Genomic DNA, 15,852 nt, shown 5'->3' with positions numbered 1-15,852 from the left:
ACAACGTTGTCACCTGGGAGGTGCGCGCCCCATGGGGTCGCCAAGCAGACCACTGATCGCCGCCGCGGCCGCCGTGTTCGTGGTCGCCGCCACGACCCAGGCCACCGCGGCCGCCGCCACACCGGTCGATCCGGTGAGCCTGGTCAACCCGTTCGTCGGCACGCAGAACTTCGGGAACACGTTCCCCGGCGCCAGTGCGCCCTTCGGAATGGTGCAGGTCAGCCCGGACACCGGCGGGCAGGGCGGCTACGACTACCTGCAGAACGCGATCTACGGCTTCAGCCAGACGCACCTGTCCGGCGTCGGCTGCGGCGTGATGGGCGAGCTGCCGATCATGCCGACCACCGGCGCCGTGGACAACGTTGACAAGAACGCCTACCGGTCCGAGTACAGCCACGACGACGAGCACGCCGAGCCCGGCTACTACCGCGTCGGCCTCAAGAAGTACGGCGTCAACGCGGAACTGACGGCGACCGCGCGCACCGGGTGGCAGCGCTACACGTTCCCGTCGACCGGCGCGGCGAACGTCCTGTTCAACACCGGCCAGGCCAACCAGTCTGTCAAGGACTCCGAGATCCACGTCGTCGGCGACCGGACGCTCGAAGGGCGGGTGAAGGCCGGCGGGTTCTGCGCCGGGCACGACGAACACACCGTCTACTTCACCGCCACCTTCGACCGGCCGTTCAGCTCGTTCGGCACCTGGCGCGACTCGACGCGCACGCCGGGCAGCCGCGACGCCGCGGGCACCGGCGGCAACGGTGCCTGGGCGAGCTTCGACGCGACCACCGACCACGACGTCGTGCTCAAGGTCGGCCTGTCCTACACCGGTCTCGACGGCGCCCGGAAGAACCTGGCCGCGGAGACGTCGAACTTCGACTTCGACGCCACTCGCACCGCGCTGCGCCAGCAGTGGGCGGACCGGCTCGGCGCGATCAAGATCGCCGGCGGCACGACCGAGCGGCAGACGGCGTTCTACACCGCGCTTTACCACGCGCAGCTGCACCCGAACCTGGCCGGCGACACCGACGGCGCGTACACCGGCTTCGACGGCAAGGTGCACGCCGCGAGCGGCTACACGCCGTACCAGAACTTCTCGCTGTGGGACACCTACCGGCCGCAGAACCAGCTGCTGGAGATGCTGGAACCCCAGGTGGCGCGAGACGTGGCACTGTCGGTCGTCGCCATCGGGCGCGACGGCGGGTGGCTGCCGCGGTGGGCGCTGGCCGAGAGCGAAACGAACATCATGACCGGCGACCCGGTGACGCCGTTCCTCGTCGAGGCGTGGTCGAAGGGCCTGCTCGCCGGGCACGAAGAAGAGGCGTACGCGCTGCTCAAGAAGAACGCGACGAGCACGCCACCCGCCGATTCGCCGTACAACGGCCGCTCCGGCGTCAACTACTACAACGACCGCGGGTACATCCCGAGCGGGCTCGAGCTCGGCAAGGACTGCGCGGCCAAGGGCGGCGACAACGACTGCGAGCACCCGGCGTCGGCGACCATGGAGTACTCGGCGGCCGACGCGGCGCTGGCGTTGATGGCCCGCGGGCTGGGCCACGGCGCCGACGCGAAGATGTTCGCCGACCGCGGCCAGTGGTACAAGAACCTGTGGGACTCCTCGATCCAGCAGTTCCGCCCGCGCACGACCGAGGGCACCTTCGTCACGCCGTACAACCCGGTCGACGCCGGCCACCAGTTCCACGAGGGCGGCGCCTACCAGTACCAGTGGCTCGTGCCGCAGGACCCGAGCGGGCTCGTCTCGCTGATGGGCGGCAAGAAGACGACCGAGAAGCGGCTTGACTCCTTCTTCGCGTACGACAAGCTGCTGACCGATCCCACGGGCACCGCCCGGAAGGACTGGATCGCCAGCCCGTACGACTACTACGGCAAGGCGACGTACAACCCGAACAACGAGCCCGACCTGCTGGCGCCGTACATGTACAACTGGGTCGGCGCGCCGGCGAAGACGGCGACCGTCGTCCGCGCGGCGATGACGCTGTTCACCACCGGCCCCGACGGCATGACCGGCAACGACGACCTCGGCACCATGTCGGCCTGGTACGTCTTCTCGTCGCTCGGCCTGTACCCGACGATGAGCGGCGCGAACTTCCTCGCGCTGTCGAGCCCGCAGTTCGAGTCGGCGACCGTCCGGATCGGACAGTACGGTTCCGCGCAGGGCGGGACGCTCACGGTGTCGGCGCCGGGCGCGAGCGACGCGAACCGGTACATCCAGCGCGTGTCGCTCAACGGCCGGGACGTCCGGCAGACGTCCCTGGACTGGGCTTCCCTGGCGCACGGCGGGACGCTGGCCCACCAGCTCGGCACCCGGCCGTCTTCGTGGGGAACCTCGCCGTCCGCGGCACCGCCTTCGGTGAACAACGCGCCGGGCGACTCGCGGCGGCACGTCGACGCTTCGCTGCGGCAGACGTCCGTGGTGATCCCGTCCGGCACCGCGCAGCAGGTCCACCTCGACCTGGACGTGGTGGCCCAGAACCCGGTGCTGCAGCCGGTGACGGTGTCGGTCACGTCGCCGTGGAAGACCCGGGTCCAGCCGTGGGAGTTGATCTGGTCCGGACGGCTGCCGGTGCAGCGGACGGTGCCGATCACGGTGAACGTGCCGGTGGGCGCGGCTCTCGGGACCTACCCGGTGCAGGTGACGGTGTCGGGCTTGGGCGCGAACACGGTGACCCGCTCGGCGACGATCGAGGTCCGGACGCCGTCGGCGTGCGTGTCTGCCGGCCCGCAGTGCGCGGTGGACCTGGGCCGCGACCGCAACCATGACGGCACGGCGACCGTGGCCGCGTCCACGGAAGGCAACTTCGACGGGGGCGGCTGGAGCTACGACGCTTCGCTGCTCCCGGCGGCCGGGCCGGTGGTCTGGGACGGCGTCACGTACGCGGCGCCGGACGCTTCGGGGACGGCGGCGAACTTCGTGGAGGCCCGCGGGCAGTCGCTGCTGCTCCCGGCGGGTCAGCACGCGGCGTTGAAGCTGGTCGGGGCGTCGCACAACGGACCGGTGTCGACGACGCTGACGGCGCACTACACCGACGGCACGAGCGCCGACCTGTCCGTGACCTTCGGCGACTGGGCGGGATCCGGGAGCCCGGTGGTGCTCGAGATGCCGCACCGGATCAAGGCCGGGAGCGGGGTGGACGGGCCGCCGGTCCGGCTGTTCGGGATTTCCGGCGGGCTGGACGGCGGGAAGACCGTGCAGTCGGTGAGCCTGCCGAACGACCCGCGGGTGGAGATCTACGCGCTCACCCTGGCGTGACGGTCCGGTTCGCCGGGGCACCGGCGAACCGTTCCGCCAGGTCAGGGCGAGGACCGGATGTTCGGCTGTGGTGGCCGGTCCAGCGCGCGGAACTCGAGCCAGCGGCGGCTCGAGTCCGCCCAGACCACCTGGTGCCGGTGAAAGAACTGATCGAGTCGCTCACGACTCAACTCGGCTGTCGGTGTTGTCACGATGTAGTAGTCCACTTCATCGCGCAACTGGTTCAGCCGGTACCGCGTCTCCTCCATCAGCACCCAGCGCGAGCGCCAGTTGAAGAACGTTTCCAGGCCGCCAAGCACCGTGACCAACGCGACCATGGGCAGCGCGATCGAGGCACGAGCGGGGATCTCCTGGAACCCCAGCACGACGGTCGAGGCCGCCGTCAGCACAAGAGCCGCTACCCGGACGATGGACGATCCGGCTCAGGGCCGGCGATCTCCAGCAACCCGGGATCGAACTCGAGCAGGCGGTCGGTCCCCGAACGCTTGAACGGCATCGGGCCAGGGTCGTGGAATCTCAGCACTCCGGCAAGGCCGTCAGGCGACGATCCGCGGTTCCGACGCCAGCCGCGACAGGACGTACGTCAGCCGCCGGGCCGCCACTTCCCACTCCTCCAGTGCGCTTCCCCGGCCCAAGGCCGCCGTCCGCAACGAGCGGCGCAACTCCGGGTCCGCGTACCAGCGGTGCAGCGCGTCGGCCAAAGCGAACGGGTCGTCCGGCTCGACCAGCAGGCCCGGCATCTCGCCGTCGGCGTCGACGCCCAGTGCGTCGTACACCCCGCCGACCTCGGCGGCCAGGACCGGGATGCCGCGGGCCAGTGCCTGGGCCACGAACATGCCGGAGGTCGCCGCGCGGGCCGGGATGACCAGCAGGTCCGCCGCGTTGTACGCCGCGCCGAGGTCGACCGCGTCGCCCGCCAGCGTGATGCGGTTGCCGAGGCCGAGGCGCTCGATCGACCAGCCGAGCTCGCCTACGAACGCCGGGTCCGCCTCCAGCGAGCCCGCGAAGACGCACGACAGGGCCAGGTGGTCGACCTCGCCGAGGGCCTGGACCAGCACGTCATGGCCGTTGCGGCGGGTCACGTCCCCCACGCAGAGCAGCCGGGACACGCCGTCCGCGCCCGCCGCGAGCGGGGCCGCGTCCGTTCCTGGCTTGGCGACGTAGACGCGGCCCGGGTCCAGGTCGTGGCGGTCGATCAGCAGCCGGGCGAGCCACGGGCTGGTCGCGACGACCATGCCGGCCATCCGCAGCGTCTCGCGCTCGCACGCGTCCAGCTCCGCGGCGTGCGACGGGGTGAGCCCCGGCTCGTCGGCCAGGGCCTGGTGCACCAGCACGGCCAAACGCAGCCGCCGCGCGTGCGGGACGACGATCTCGGGGACGCCGGAGGCGATCATGCCGTCGAGCAGCACGACCGTCCGGTCCGGCAGCGCGGCGAGCGACCGCGCCAGTCTCCGTCTCGACGTCGCATCCGGCTCCGGCCAGTCGCCGGCGATCGGCAGCTCCAGCACCGGCTGCCCGACGGCGGGCAGGTTCTGGCACATCCGCTTGTCGTAGGTGTCGCTGCCCGGCGGCGCGGCCGGGAGGATGAACACCATCGGGTCGGCGGGCCTCATCGCGCGCGCCGGAGCAGGTCGGGTTCGGAAACAGACACGGCTACCTCCAGCGTGGGTCGACGGCGGTGACGGCTCATACGTCACACGCACCCCGCGCCGGGAAGGTTCAGCTCTGCGCGTCGATCATCCAGATTCCGTTCACCTGGACCAGCGTGAAGGTGTCGTTCTCGGGCTTGGCCCCGTCGTAGGTGACGTGTGCCGTGACCTGGTTGGTCCCGACCTCCTTGACGCTGGACGCCTCCACCTTCCGGTATTGGCTCCAGAAGTTCTTGTACTTCTCGTAGGTCTGGTTGCGCGAGGCCCTGAACTTGTCCGTGAGCAGGTTCCACGCCGCCTGCGGATTGTTCGGGAGCAGCGAGTAGTAGTCGCTCAGGGCCTGGGCCGCCGTCTTCGTCGAGGACACCGTCGAAATCGTCGGTGAGACCGGCGCGGTCGCCGGAGCCGAGGTGGCCGACGTCGGCGGCGAAGAGGGCGCGGGCGTCGACGACTGTGCCGAGGGACTCGCGGGCGCCGAGGTGGACGGCGTCTGCGACGGCGGTGGCGCGGCCACGTTGTTGTCCTGCGGCGCCCGCTGCCGCACGACCAGCAGGATCGCCACGACGACCGCCACGCACAGCAGCGCCGCGCCCGCCCCGACGGCGATCAGGCCCTTGCGCGCGCCCGGCGACACCGTGGTGACCTCGCCCGCGGGCACGGAGACGGCGGCCGGCACGGTCGGGACCGCGGGCGGCTCGGTTTCCGGCACCGTCGCCGCGAGCACCGAGTCGCCGGGCTCCGCGTCCGGCAGCAGCGCGATCAGCTCCTGCTCGACCTCGTCCATCGACGGGCGCTCGGCCGGCTCGGAGGCGAGCATCCGCAGCAGCAGCGGCGTCAGCCGGCCCGCCTTCTCCGGCGGCACGATCTCGCCGCTGGAGGCCTTGTAGAGCAAGGCGATCGGGTTGTCGGCGGTGCCGTACGGCGACTGCCCCTCGACGGCGGCGTACAGCGTGGCACCGAGCGAGAAGACGTCGGCGGCGAAGTCCGCGTCCTCGCCGCGGGCCACTTCGGGCGCCAGGTACGCGGGCGTTCCGGCGATCTCCCCGGTGGCCGTCAGCTTGACGTCACCGATCGCGCGCGAGATGCCGAAGTCGGTGATCTTCGCCGTGCCGTCCTCGGAGACCAGGATGTTGGCCGGCTTCACGTCGCGGTGCACGACCCCGGCGCGGTGCGCGCCGGCCAGCGCCGAGCTGATCTGGACGCCGACGCGGATGGCGTCGTCCACCGTGGCCGGCTCCTCGCCGAGCACCAGGGCCAAGCTCTTCGACGGCAGGTACTCCATCACCAGCCACGGCCGGTCCTCCTCCTCGAGGACGGCGAACACGGTGATCGCGTGGGAATGCTGGAGCCGGGCGGCGATCCGCGCCTCGCGCATCGCGCGGTTCTTCGCCTCCTGGGTGCGTTGCTCGTCGTGGTCGTGCGGCAGCAGGAGTTCCTTGATCGCCACGGTGCGGTCGAGCTTTTCGTCCTGGGCTCGCCACACCGTGCCCATCGCGCCGCCGCCGATCGGCTCGAGCAGCCGGTACCGATCGCGGATCCGGCGACTTTCCACGAGCATCCACCATTCTCCGATGTGGCCGACGAGATCCGGTCAGCATGCCAGCCTGCGCGGCCGACCGGTACCAACGTAACCGAAAACCTTGCGCGGACAGCGCAAACCAGCGCTGTGGCGCCGCCCACGGTGTACCCAGGAATCCTAACGAACAACCCCGTACGCCCGATCAAGTGCGTCCACGATCTCCTTGCGCAGCCCGGCGCCGACCGCGATCGTCGCCGCCGAACCGACCGTGTGCTCGCTGCCGTCGCGGTCCACGACGGCGCCGCCGGCCTCCCGCACGAGCAGCACGCCGGCCATGGTGTCCCACGGGTTGTTGGACAGGATCAGTGCGGCGTCGAGCTTTCCGTCCGCCACCCAGGAGAGGTCGATGGCCGCGGTGCCGAGCATCCGGATCTTCTGCGCCCGCGCGCCGAGGTCCGACAGCAGCGTCAGCCGCGCGCGGTTCTTCTCCTCGGCGAGCTCGCCGATCGCGAAATCCCCGACGGCGATCATCGCGTCGGAGATTTCCGTCGCGGTGGAAGCGCCGAGGCGCTTTCCGTTCGCGAAGGCGCCTTCGCCGCGCGCGGCGGTGTACGTGACGCCGAGGTACGGCAGCGCGATCGCGGCGACCGTGCTGTGCTCGCCGTCCACCAGCGCCAGGGAAATCCCGCAGAGCGGAATTCCGCGGGCGAAGTTCGCGGTCCCGTCGATGGGGTCGAGCGCCCACCAGCGGCCACCGCCGTCCCCGCTGCGGCCGCGCTCCTCGCCGAGGATCCCGATCTCCGGCGTCTCGGCGGTGAGGAACTCCCGCAACGCGTCCTCGACCGCGGTGTCGACGTCGGTCACCAGGTCGCGATCGCCTTTCGCGGAAACGGAAAAACTCGGGCGCGACCGGACGATCTCGGTCGCCTTCGCCACGGCCTCGCGCGCGACGTCCAGTAGTGCGGCATGCTCGGTCATGCCACCAACATAGAGAAGGGCCGCGGAGATGACCGATCTGTTCCCGCTCGCCACCACCGCCGACGAGCAGGAGCGGCGGGCGTCGGTCGCGGTGCTGCCGGTCGGCAGCTTCGAGCAGCACGGCGCGCACCTCCCCTTGGCCACCGACACGGTGATCGCGGCCACCCTCGCCGGCGCGGTGGCCGAGGCGTACCCCGTCCTCCACCTGCCGCCGATCACGATCTCGTGCTCGCACGAGCACGCGGGCTGGGCGGGCACGGTGAGCATTTCGGCGCGCACGCTGCACGCCGTGGTCACCGACGTCGCCGCGTCCCTGAAAGCGTCCGGGGTGGACCGGCTCGTGCTGGTCAACGGGCACGGCGGCAACTACGTACTGTCCAATGTGGTCCAGGAGGCGGCGGGCGCGATGGCGCTGTTCCCGGGGGTCGCGGACTGGCAGGCGGCGCACACCGCGGCCGGCCTGCGGACGTCTTTGGACGACGACATGCACGCGGGCGAGCTGGAGACGTCGATCCTGCTGCACGCCCACCCGCACCTGGTCCGCCCGGAGTACGAGGCGGCCGACCACGTCACCGACCGGGAGCACCTGCTGACGCTGGGCCTGCGGGCGTACACGGAGTCGGGGGTGGTCGGCCGTCCTTCGCTGGCGAGCGCGGCCAAGGGGCACGTCGTGCTGGACACGCTGGTCCAGCGCTTCGCCGGGGTGCTCGAGGTGCTCGTGAGTGGTAAGGCGGGTTAGAACCCGCCTTACCACTCACGAGCCGGCGAAGGCCTGGCCCAGGTGCGGCAGCAGGTGGGCCATCCGCTCGGCCTTCGTCCGCAGGTACCGCAGGTTCTCCGGATTCGGCGGAACCAGCAGCGGAACCTGCTCGCTGATCCGGATTCCGTAACGCGTGAGCTGTTCGACCTTCGCCGGGTTGTTCGACAGCAGCCGCACCGAGCGGATGCCGAGGTCGGTCAGGATGCCCGCCGCCGCGTGGTAGTCGCGGGCGTCGACCGGCAGGCCCTGCGCCACGTTCGCGTCGACCGTGTCGAGGCCCTCGTCCTGCTGCAGCCGCATCGCCTCCAGCTTCGCCAGCAGGCCGATCCCGCGGCCCTCGTGGCCCTGGACGTAGACGAGCACGCCCGAGCCCTCCTCGACGATCCGGTCCAGCGCCACCGCCAGCTGGTCGCCGCACTCGCAGTGCGTCGAGCCGAAGACGTCGCCGGTCAGGCACTCGCTGTGCACCCGGACCAGTGCGCCCAGCGGGGCGACGTCGCCGTGGACCAGGGCGACCTGCTCGGTGCCGGTGCGGTCGAGGTACCCGAACGCGCGGAACGTCCCGTGCCGGGTCGGCAGCCGGGTCTCGACGACCCGCTCGACCACCGCCCGGCGCGGCAGATCCCCGATGACGTCACTTGCGGTCATGACTTCAACCCCACTTCCGATTCGATCCCGGTGTCGGCCGCCGTGCGCGGAGCGGGCACGACACCGGTGTGCGGAGCGCGGGTCTCGCGGAACCCGGCGACACTCCGGACGAACAGGACACCGGCGCCGGGCAGGCTCGCGACGAGCGTGAGCACGCCGTAGACCACGGCGACGGTGACACCTTGGGCGGCTCCCAGACCGGCCGCGCCGAAGAGCAGGGCGCAGACGCCCTCGCGCGGGCCGAAGCCACCGACGTTGAGCGGGAGGCCCATCGCGAGCAGCGCGAGGACCATCAGGGGCACGAGCTGCCACACCGGCGCGCCGACCCCGGCGACCCGGGCGGCGACGACGAACAGCGCCAGGTGCCCGGCCAAGGTCGCGACGGACAGGAAGCCCACGCTGGGCCACGTCTCGCGGGTCAGCAGGCCGAGCCGGACGTCGGCGAGGGTGGCGGCGAAGCCGCGGCGCCACTTCGAGGGGCTGTGGATCCAGCGGCCGCCCAGCAGGCGGCCGACGACCAGCGCGGCGACGGCGGCCAGCACGACGACCACCCCGGCCACCACGACGACCTCGCGGAACGCGCCGGGCACGACGTCCGGCGACGCGAGCACGACGGTGACCGCGGACGCGATCAGCACGACCTGGCCCGCGGTGCGTTCCAGGACGACGGCTCGCACGCCGCGCGGCACGTCCCCGCTGTCGCGGCCGTGCTGGACCGCGCGGTGGACGTCGCCGAGGACGCCCGCGGGCAGCACGCCGTTGAAGAACAGCGCGCGGTAGTAGTCGGCGACGGCGGTGCGCAGCGAAAGCCGCAGGCCGAGCCGGGTGGCGACGATCTGCCAGCGGCCCGCGCTGAACAGCGTCGTCGCGAAACCGATGACGAGGGCGGCCAGCACGCCGGGGACGCTTATCCGGCTGAGCCCGTCGAGGAAGGCGGCGCTGCCGAGCTGCCAGACGAGGACGGCGAGGATGCCGACGGCGCCGAGGATCCGCAGCCAGGCCAGTGCGCGCTTCACGCCGCCACCTCCCCGGTCGGCGGCAGGACCAGCAGGTCACCGTGGTGGATCACCGCGTGCAGCTCGCCGGCCTGGGCCATCTCCAGCCGCCGCTGCAGGTAGACGTCGGCGACCGGGCGCAGCTCCGGCAGCTGCTCGACGGCGGCGCCGACCCAGCCTTCGAGCCACTGCCGCTGCAGTTCGGCCTGGTCCGGGCCGAGCCGCCAGGCGCTGTCCGCGCGGACGACCGTCGCGCCGAGCCTGCCGAACGCGGTCGCGGCGACGTCCACGGCGTTCGGGCCGAGCAGCCGGCGGCCGTCTTCGGTGACCCGGCGCTGGTGGGCGTTGAACGCCGTGGCCATCGCGGGGTCGAGCGGGTCGGCGGGCGAGAGCTCCACCTGGCCGGTGACCGACAGCATCAGCAGCGCCGCGCAGCCCGCTTCGACGACCGCGGTGGCCAGAGTCGTGACTTCGTCCCTGGTCAGCAGGTCGAGCAGGGCGGACGCGGTGACGAGCGACGTCCCGGCGAGGTCGGCGGCCCGCAGCGCGGTGATGTCGCGCTGCTCGGCGACGGCGTCGACCGGGCTGCCGTCGAGCGCGGTGCCCGGGAGGCTCGCCTGGGCGTGGGCCAGCAGGTCGGTGTCATGGTCGTGCAGGATCCAGTGCTGGCGGCCGGGCAGGCGGGCGGCCAGCCAGCGGCCGAGCGAGCCGGTGCCGCAGCCGAGGTCGCGGACGACGAGCTCCTCGCCGGCCGGGAGGAACGCGCGGAGCGGGTCGAGGAGCTCGGTGGCGCGGGCCGCGGCGTCGGCGGGTTCGCGCAGGTAGAGCCAGTCGGGTGCGAACGCGGTCATGCCGCCGCCTCCTGCCGGTGCAGGATCTCGGCGATCCGGCGGGCGGTGTGGTCCCAGCCGGTGAGGGTCTCGCGGCGCAGCTTCGCCGACGCGCGCAGCCGGGTCCGCAGCGCGGGCTCGGTGAGCCAGCGGCGCAGGGCGGCGCCGAGTGCCTCGACGTCGTCGCCGGGGACGAGCATCCCGGGCACCGAGCCGTCCGGCGCGACGCCGACGGTGTCGGGCAGCGCGTCGACGTCGGTGGTCAGCACCGGCACGCCGCGGGCCAGGGCCTCGGTGACGACCATGCCGAAGGTCTCGGCGCGCGAGGGCAGCACGAGCAGGTCGGCGGTGTGGTAGGTGGCCTCGAGCGCGGCGCCGGTGCGCGGGCCGGTGAGCGTGAAGCGGGCGCCGAGCCGGTGCTCGCGCAGCCGCTCGACGTACTTGGTCTCGCGGCGGATCCCGCCGACGCATTCGCAGGTCCAGCGCAGGTCGGCGACGGTTTCGAGGGCCTGGGCGAGCACGCCCTGACCCTTGCGCGGGGTCACGTTGGCCACGCAGACCAGGCGGGACACGCCGTCGGTGCCGACGGCGAGCGGCGCCGGGTCGACGCCCGGCGTCACCGAGTGCACGCGGTGCGGGGCCAGCCCGTGGTGGCCGATCAGGCGGCGCGCGGCCCACTCGCTGGTCGCGACGACCGAGCCGACGGCCCGCAGCGTCTCGCGCTCCAGCGCGTCGAGCTCGGCGGCGAGGGCGGGCGGCAGGCCCGTCTCGTCGGCCAGCGGCAGGTGCACCAGCACCGACACCGACAGCCGGCGCGCCTGCGGGACGACGACCTCGGGCACGCCGCAGGCCACCAGGCCGTCGAGCAGCACGGCCGAGCCGGTGGGGAGTGCGGAGAGCAGGTGGCCGAGGACCGCGCGGGCCTCGGTGTCCGGCCGCGGCCAGCTGCCCGAGACGGCGATCTCGTGCACGTCGAAGCCGGCGGCGGTGAGCCGGTCGCACATCCGGCGGTCGTAGGTGTTGCCGCCACTGGGGACGGTCGAGTCGTCGACGTCCCCCGGGAGGATCACGTAAAGGGAATTCACAGGGCACGCTCGTAACTCGCCCAGGCGAGGTGTGATTCGTGCAGCGAGACGGTGATCCCGTCGAGGCCGCGCGCGCCTTCGCCGAGGCGTCCGGCGTGGACGGCGTCGGCCAGGCGGTCGGCGACGACCTTCGCGAGGTACTCGGTCGAGGTGTTGATGCCCTTGAACTCCGGCTCGTCGTCGAGGTTGCGGTAGTTCAGGTCGCTCAGCACCGCCCCGAGTTCCTCCGTGGCCTTGCCGATGTCGACGACGATGTTGTCCTCGTCGAGCTCGGCCCGGCGGAACGTCGCATCCACCACGAAAGTCGCCCCGTGCAGGCGTTGCGCGGGACCGAAGACTTCCCCGCGGAAGCTGTGGGCGACCATCACGTGGTCACGGACGGTGATGCTGAACACCAAGACCTCCGATGCGTTCGGGTGGACGTGGTCACTGCGGCTGATACATGACACGGAGGCACAGGGCGGAAAGTTCATTCGCGACCAGCCGGGGTAGCACGGACGGAAGATCGTTAAACATGCACTCGCCGCTGACCAGCGCTTCGAACGCCGGATCGGCCAGCAGATCCAGGGCGACGCCGAGGCGCTGGGCGTAGCTGCGGTCGGGTCGCGCGACCGTCCCGACCTGGCTGCTGCGGATCACCAGGCGTCGCGAGTGGAAGTTCTCCCCGAGCGGGACGCTGACCCGGCGGTCGCCGTACCAGGACAGCTCGACGACCTCCCCTCCCGGCGCGAGCAGCTCCAAGGCTTTGGTGAGGCCCGCCTCGGACGCGCTGGCGTGCACGACGAGGTCGCAGTCGCCGAGCGCCTCGTCCGGCGTCGAGAACTCGACCCCGAGCGCGGCGGCGATGTCCGCTTTGGCCGGGTCGACGTCGATCAGCTGCACCCGCGCGGCCGGGAAGCCGGTGAGGAGCTTCGCGACGCTGCAGCCGACCATCCCGGCGCCGATGACGGCGATCCGGTCGCCGAGCCGCGGGCGCGCGTCCCACACGGCGTTCACCGCCGTCTCGACCGTGCCGGCGAGGATCGCCCGGCCGGGCGGGACGGCGTCCGGCACCGGTGTCACCGCGGCCGCCGGGACGACGTACGCGGTCTGGTGCGGGTAGAGGCAGAAGACCGTCTTGCCCTCGAGGTGCGCCGGGCCTTGTTCGACGACGCCGACGTTGAGATAGCCGTACTTCACCGGGCCGGGGAACTCGCCCTCCTGGAAGGGCGCGCGCATGACGTCGTGCTGGCTCGCCGGGACGCCACCGCGGAAGACGAGGGTTTCGGTGCCGCGGCTCACCCCGGAGCACAGCGTGCGGACGAGCACGTCGTCCGGTCCGGGCGCGGGCAGCCGCTCCTCGCGCAGCTGTCCCGAGCCGGGACTTTGAACCCAGAAAGCCTGTTCCACGTGTTTCTCCTCAGCGGGCGACCGGAGGCTGGTGTCGCCACCCTATGAGCAATTCGCGGAGTCGACGATGATCAAACAGGACCTTCTCCTGCGCGCGGCGGTGCCGGCGCCGGTGTTCGCCGCGGGGGTCGTCACGAGCGGTTTCACCCCGCTCGCCTGGGCGACCGGCGTCGTCTACGTGCTCGCGCTGGTGCTGCTCACCGAGTGGGGGCTGCGCCGCAGCGGCCGCGGCGCCTTCGGACCGGCGGACTGGATCACCTTCGCCCGCGCGGTCTTGGTCGGCTGCGCCGCGGCGCTCATCGCCGAGGGTGATTTTTCCCTCTGGTGGCTGGTCGGGCTGGTCGGCGTGGCGCTCCTCCTGGACGGCCTCGACGGCCAGGTGGCCCGCCGCACCGGCACGTCATCGGAGTTCGGCGCGCGCTTCGACATGGAGGTCGACGCGTTCCTGATCTTGTTGCTGTGCATCCAGGTGTCCCGCACGCTCGGGCTGTGGGTGCTGGCGATCGGCCTGATGCGGTACGTGTTCGTCGCCGCCTCGTGGACCATGCCCTGGCTGACCGCACCGCTGTACCCGAGCATGGCCCGCAAGACGGTCGCGGCCGTGCAGGGGATCGTCCTGGTGGTGGCGGTCTCGGAGCTGCTGCCGTCGTCGGTGACGTTGCTCTTGGTCGCGGTCGCCTTGGCCTCGCTGGCCTGGTCGTTCGGACGCGACGTCGTCTGGCTGGCCCGCCACCGCGTCGCGCACCAGCCGGCCCGGATCGTCGCGATCACCCGCGCGTCCCTGCGCCGCCCCCTCGGCTACGGCCACAACCAGGCCGCCTGACCCCCTCCCGGATGCCGCGAATGACTCATTGGGGACCTCCGAGGTCCCGAATGAGTCATTCGCGGCATCGGGTCAGGCCTATTCGCTCGATTCGCGGGCCGCGCGGGCGCGGCGCTTGCCCTCGTGCATCGCGACCACCCGGGCGATCGGGATCGTGTGGCCCTCCTCGACCAGGTCCGCGGGCAGCCTGAACGGCTCGGGCATCTCTTCGGTCCACGGGTCACCGTCGTCCAGCAGGTCCGGGATCGTGTGCACGGTGAAGTCGGCCGGCTTGACGTTGTCGACGTCGGCCCAGCGGACCGGGAACGACACCGGCGCGCCCGGGCGGTGGCGGGGGCTGTAGACCGAGACGACCGTCGCGCCGCCGGCCCGGGTCGAATCGAGGAACACCTTGCCTTCGCGGCGCTCGACCACGAACTCCGTCGTGCCCAGCGCCGGGTCGATCCGCTCGGCGCGGGCCGCCACCGCGCGGGTCGCCGCCGCGATGTCCTCGGTCGGCTGGCCCGGCGCGAGCGGCACGAAGACGTGGACGCCCTTGGAGCCGCTGGTCTTCACCGCGCCGTCGAGGCCGTCGTCGCGCAATGCCTGCCGCACCAGCTTCGCCGCGCCGACGGCCAGCGAGAACGGGGCGTCCGGAGGCGGGTCGAGGTCGAGGATCAGGTGCGTCGGCCCGCTCGCGGGCTCGCCGCGGAACAGCGACGTGTGGTACTCGATCGCGCGCTGGTTGCCGAACCACAGCAGCGTGCGCAGGTCGTTGCAGAGCGCGTAGGTGACTTCGCGCCGCGAGCGATCGGCCCACAGCGCCCGGCGCTCCACCCACTCCGGCGTGTACTTCGGCAGGTTCTTCTGCATGAACGGCCCCTGGCCGCGCAGCACCCGCACCACGCTCAGCAGCCGGTCGTGCAGCTCCGGCAGCATCCGGCCGGACACCGCTTCGAAGTAGTCGAGCAGCTCGCGCTTGGTCACCCCCGCGTCGGGGAAGACCTCCTGGTCGAGACTGCTCAGCTTGACGCCGTGCCGCTCCTCATCGCCGCTCATCGGCCCACCTTCGCGTCCCCGCGCGAGGCGGTCAACTCCCTACGAGCGGACGTCCGGTGCGCAACCGCCACCGGAGATCGGCGAGGCAGACGTTGAACGGGAACCGCCGCAGCGGGCCGGGCAGGACCCGGACGACCAGGCCGAGCGCGGCGAGGAGCGCCTCGAAGCGGCGCTGGTCGGCGGCGGTCCAGGGCAGCCGCATTTCGTCGCGGAAGCGCTGCGGGAGGAACCCGGTGGTGACGAACCGGTGGAACCGCCGTCCGGGCAGGGCGACGACCGGCGGGAGGAACTCCAGGTCGACGATCCGGGTGAGGTAGCGGCGGACGGTGTCGTCGATGGTCACCTCGGCCAGCCCGCCTGCCCAGTACTCCTCGAAGGCGGCCCGGTCGCCGGGCCACCGCTCGGGAGGCACCTGCAGCGTGGTGCCGAGGGCGGCGGCGTCGGCGTAGAACCGCTCCGGCTCACCACCGGCGAAGGCGAGGAGGACGTCTTCGATGCCCTTGTACAGGCAGGCCGCGACCCACAGCTGGAGGTCGGTGTCGAAGGCGTCGTAGGCGACCGGGCTCGACGCGGTCGAGTGCACCTGGGCGTGGGCCCGGTTGACGCCCTTCCGGAAGGCCGCGCGCTCGGCGTCGGTGCCCATCGTCGCGACCGCGAGGTAGGTCAGCGTGGTCCGGGTCCGCTTCACCGGGTGGCGGAAGAGGTTGCCGCTGTCGACGCGGCTCTCGAGGACGCCGTGCCCGACGGGCGCGCGGGACAGCTGCATGATCACGTTCGCGCTGCCGGCCAGCAGCCCGGCGCCCACGACGGCGTCGCGCAGGGCGGATTCGGTCATCGGCGCACCTCCTCGGCCTCCAGGGAACGCCGTTG

General features: G+C 72.1%; 15 protein-coding genes. 3 read left to right on the top strand and 12 right to left on the bottom strand.

From position 1 onward, the window contains the following. Window positions 1–31 precede the first annotated feature (31 nt). Complete coding sequence (locus tag AB0M30_RS21770) at window positions 32–3,268, top strand: GH92 family glycosyl hydrolase (protein WP_364586145.1); 3,237 nt, start codon at window positions 32–34, stop codon at window positions 3,266–3,268. 41 nt (window positions 3,269–3,309) lie between these two features. Here the strand turns inward: AB0M30_RS21770 and AB0M30_RS21765 are convergent, their stop codons facing one another. The 4 genes from AB0M30_RS21765 to AB0M30_RS21750 form a co-directional block, all read right to left on the bottom strand. After that, complete coding sequence (locus tag AB0M30_RS21765; protein WP_364586142.1) at window positions 3,310–3,657, bottom strand: SLATT domain-containing protein; 348 nt, start codon at window positions 3,655–3,657, stop codon at window positions 3,310–3,312. Between the two features lie 147 nt (window positions 3,658–3,804). Then, window positions 3,805–4,863, bottom strand: a complete 1,059-nt coding sequence (locus AB0M30_RS21760; protein ID WP_364586566.1) for a glycosyltransferase — start codon at window positions 4,861–4,863, stop codon at window positions 3,805–3,807. A gap of 124 nt (window positions 4,864–4,987) precedes the next feature. Continuing rightward, the gene (locus AB0M30_RS21755; RefSeq protein ID WP_364586139.1) at window positions 4,988–6,475 is read right to left on the bottom strand and encodes a protein kinase; all 1,488 of its coding nucleotides are present in this window, start codon (window positions 6,473–6,475) and stop codon (window positions 4,988–4,990) included. A 138-nt stretch (window positions 6,476–6,613) separates the two neighbouring features. Next, on the bottom strand, window positions 6,614–7,414 hold the full coding sequence (locus AB0M30_RS21750; protein WP_364586137.1) for an inositol monophosphatase family protein: 801 nt from the start codon (window positions 7,412–7,414) through the stop codon (window positions 6,614–6,616). 28 nt (window positions 7,415–7,442) lie between these two features. On the opposite strand from AB0M30_RS21750, the gene AB0M30_RS21745 reads away from it, so the two are divergent. After that, window positions 7,443–8,153, top strand: coding sequence for a creatininase family protein (locus AB0M30_RS21745; protein WP_364586134.1), 711 nt, complete (start codon window positions 7,443–7,445; stop codon window positions 8,151–8,153). A 15-nt stretch (window positions 8,154–8,168) separates the two neighbouring features. Here the strand turns inward: AB0M30_RS21745 and ribA are convergent, their stop codons facing one another. Genes ribA through AB0M30_RS21715 form a run of 6 tightly spaced genes read right to left on the bottom strand, consistent with a single transcriptional unit; the run spans window position 8,169 to window position 13,121 of the window. Further along, window positions 8,169–8,822, bottom strand: coding sequence for a GTP cyclohydrolase II (ribA, locus tag AB0M30_RS21740; protein WP_364586131.1), 654 nt, complete (start codon window positions 8,820–8,822; stop codon window positions 8,169–8,171). Then, the gene (locus AB0M30_RS21735; RefSeq protein WP_364586128.1) at window positions 8,819–9,838 is read right to left on the bottom strand and encodes a lysylphosphatidylglycerol synthase transmembrane domain-containing protein; all 1,020 of its coding nucleotides are present in this window, start codon (window positions 9,836–9,838) and stop codon (window positions 8,819–8,821) included. The genes ribA and AB0M30_RS21735 overlap by 4 nt, the downstream gene beginning before the upstream one ends. Continuing rightward, on the bottom strand, window positions 9,835–10,668 hold the full coding sequence (locus AB0M30_RS21730) for a class I SAM-dependent methyltransferase (protein ID WP_364586125.1): 834 nt from the start codon (window positions 10,666–10,668) through the stop codon (window positions 9,835–9,837). The genes AB0M30_RS21735 and AB0M30_RS21730 overlap by 4 nt, the downstream gene beginning before the upstream one ends. Beyond that, a complete protein-coding gene (locus tag AB0M30_RS21725; protein ID WP_364586122.1) occupies window positions 10,665–11,732 on the bottom strand; it encodes a glycosyltransferase family 4 protein in 1,068 nt (355 codons plus the stop codon). Before AB0M30_RS21725 ends, AB0M30_RS21730 begins: the two co-directional genes overlap by 4 nt. After that, window positions 11,729–12,127, bottom strand: a complete 399-nt coding sequence (locus AB0M30_RS21720; protein WP_360163587.1) for a 6-carboxytetrahydropterin synthase — start codon at window positions 12,125–12,127, stop codon at window positions 11,729–11,731. The genes AB0M30_RS21725 and AB0M30_RS21720 overlap by 4 nt, the downstream gene beginning before the upstream one ends. Window positions 12,128–12,158: 31 nt before the next feature. Then, window positions 12,159–13,121: a zinc-binding alcohol dehydrogenase gene (locus AB0M30_RS21715; protein ID WP_364586119.1), complete on the bottom strand. Its 963-nt coding sequence runs from the start codon at window positions 13,119–13,121 to the stop codon at window positions 12,159–12,161. A gap of 67 nt (window positions 13,122–13,188) precedes the next feature. Between AB0M30_RS21715 and AB0M30_RS21710 the strand changes: the two genes are divergently transcribed. Then, window positions 13,189–13,944 (top strand): CDP-alcohol phosphatidyltransferase family protein, encoded by a 756-nt coding sequence (locus AB0M30_RS21710; RefSeq protein WP_364586116.1) that lies wholly within the window; start codon window positions 13,189–13,191, stop codon window positions 13,942–13,944. Window positions 13,945–14,022: 78 nt separating this feature from the next. On the opposite strand, the gene AB0M30_RS21705 is transcribed toward AB0M30_RS21710, so the two are convergent. Both AB0M30_RS21705 and AB0M30_RS21700 read right to left on the bottom strand, forming a co-directional pair. Then, entirely contained in the window at window positions 14,023–14,982 is a 960-nt protein-coding gene (locus AB0M30_RS21705; protein WP_364586114.1) for an ATP-dependent DNA ligase, read from the bottom strand. A 31-nt stretch (window positions 14,983–15,013) separates the two neighbouring features. Continuing rightward, window positions 15,014–15,817, bottom strand: a complete 804-nt coding sequence (locus AB0M30_RS21700; RefSeq protein ID WP_364586111.1) for an oxygenase MpaB family protein — start codon at window positions 15,815–15,817, stop codon at window positions 15,014–15,016. Window positions 15,818–15,852: the final 35 nt, after the last annotated feature.

The organism is Amycolatopsis sp. NPDC051716 (assembly GCF_040681595.1).
Lineage (GTDB): Bacteria > Actinomycetota > Actinomycetes > Mycobacteriales > Pseudonocardiaceae > Amycolatopsis.
This window is presented reverse-complemented; position numbering and strand designations above follow the sequence as displayed.